The 2057-nt window shown below is 44.5% G+C and carries 2 protein-coding genes; both read right to left on the bottom strand.

What is annotated here, in order from left to right:
• On the bottom strand, positions 1-367 hold a 367-nt coding region (locus tag AC1DPZ_RS26075), incomplete at its 3' end, for a uroporphyrinogen-III C-methyltransferase (RefSeq protein WP_477408991.1).
• The coding region (locus tag AC1DPZ_RS26080; RefSeq protein WP_477408993.1) for a nitrite reductase at positions 367-2057 on the bottom strand (1691 nt) is incomplete at its 5' end. The genes AC1DPZ_RS26075 and AC1DPZ_RS26080, both read right to left, overlap by 1 nt.

Below are 2057 nucleotides of genomic sequence, written 5' to 3' on the forward strand. Positions count from 1 at the left end.
AGATACCAGGGATAACCGATGCGGGAATATTAAACGATGCCGCGAAGCCCAGTTCCTCAAATCCGCGACCGAACACAAACGGATCGCCGCCTTTTAACCTTACCACATGGCCGTAATTGATAGCATAATCAACCATCAGTTTATTTACAGCCTCCTGGGAGTAGGTATGGTCGCCGGAGCGTTTGCCAACATACACTCTTGTTGCAGTTTCGGGGGCATAGTTAAGTAATTCTTCATTCACCAAAGCATCGTACAAAACAACATCGGCTGTTTTTAATGCTTTAATAGCTTTAACAGTGATCAGATCGGCATCACCCGGACCTGCACCCACTAAAGTTATTTGCGGTTCTTTTATTTTATCACTCATTATTGTACCAATGCCTCTCTGAAAGCTTTACTTTTCCCTAAAAATTCTGTTGCCTGGGCTAAATATGCAGCGGCAAATTCGGCTGAGGGTTCATTCTGGTTAATCTGCAATACAAGGTCGTTAAACGAACCTTGAAGGTCAAACTCGCCTGTAGCAACATATTGCGCATCAAATTCCTTAATAATGGTAGCCTGTGTGCTGCCGTTTATAGCTTTATCAAGCAACAACGCTTTGGCCGAACTGATGAATACATTGTAAGAATGATAAATAGCATCAGACCAGGCGCCTTCTTTAAATGAGCCATTAGCCCAACCCATTTTTTCTTCCGATTCGAACAGCAGGGTAGCAACAAGATCAATCACCACACCGGCGCATTCGCCTACGCCAATTGCCGAAACATAAGTTTCCTGGTGGCCCCAATCAATAAATTCATCATCGGTAAGGGTGGTTAAATCGGCAAGAGGCTTTAACATCCGGTAAAAATAATCTTTACCCTGCCTGTCGTAATAGGCATGGAAAGTTTCACCTTCCGGCGAAAACTCTTTATAATCATTCAACACCATTCTTAAAACATCTGTAGCTCTTTTTGATGGTACTTTGATCACCCTTTCGGCTGCACGGCCAACGCCATCGCCAACAGTACCACCACCCAACATCACCTGTACCGAAGGTAATACCTTTGTACCGGCCTTAAGCGAGCTGCCATGGAAACCAATATGAGCCAAACCATGCTGACCGCAGGAGTTCATACAACCGCTTATTTTTATTTTGATTTCGCGGTTATAAATAAGGTCTTCGTATTCGTTGTAAATCAGGTCTTCCAGTACGCGTGCCATGGTCATGCTGTTGCTGATACCCAGGTTACAGGTATCGGTACCGGGGCAAGTGGTTACATCGGCCACGGTATCAAAGCCAGGTGCGGCAAGTTCAAGTTTAGCCAGGCCTTCATATAGTGCAGGCAAGGCTTCTTTACGTACAAATTTTAATAATAAGCCCTGGTTTTGGGTAATACGGATCTCGTTGGCTACCAGCGGCTCTAAAACTTTAACCAGTTGGCGGGCGGTATCAGATGGGATATCACCAACCGGAACTTTAATATATACGCCGTAAAAACCTTTTTGCTTTTGTTCAAAAACGTTTGTAGCCAGCCATTGCTCATAGCGGAAAGGGTTGCTGATGCTAACTTCCGCATAAGTTGTTTCTGCCGGAAGCTTCGGTAAAGCGATAGTATCACGGTTGATAGGATAGCTTTTTACCTTTATAGCAGTCCTTTCAATTTTAGCAAGGCGTAAAACCTCATCTAAACCTATTTTTTGGATAAGATATTTCATGCGGGCCTTGTTGCGGTTATTGCGTTCGCCATAACGGTCAAACACCCGGATGATAGCCTCAATATATGGGATCAACTGATCCTCTGGTAAAAACTCTTCAACTATGCTGGCCAATATAGGCTGTGCGCCTAAACCGCCACCTAACAGGATTTTAAAACCGCGTTCGCCACTGGCATTTACCTTTGGTATAGCGCCAATATCATGAACATAAGAAAAAGCAGTATCCGCATCGCTTGATGAAAACGAGATCTTAAACTTGCGGCCCATTTCCTGGCATACCGGGTTACGCAAAAAATACTCAAAAGTAGCATGTGCGTAAGGCGAAACATCAAACGGTTCCAGTGGATCGATACCGGCCG

It is taken from the genome of Mucilaginibacter sp. P4_G9, from assembly GCF_056400985.1.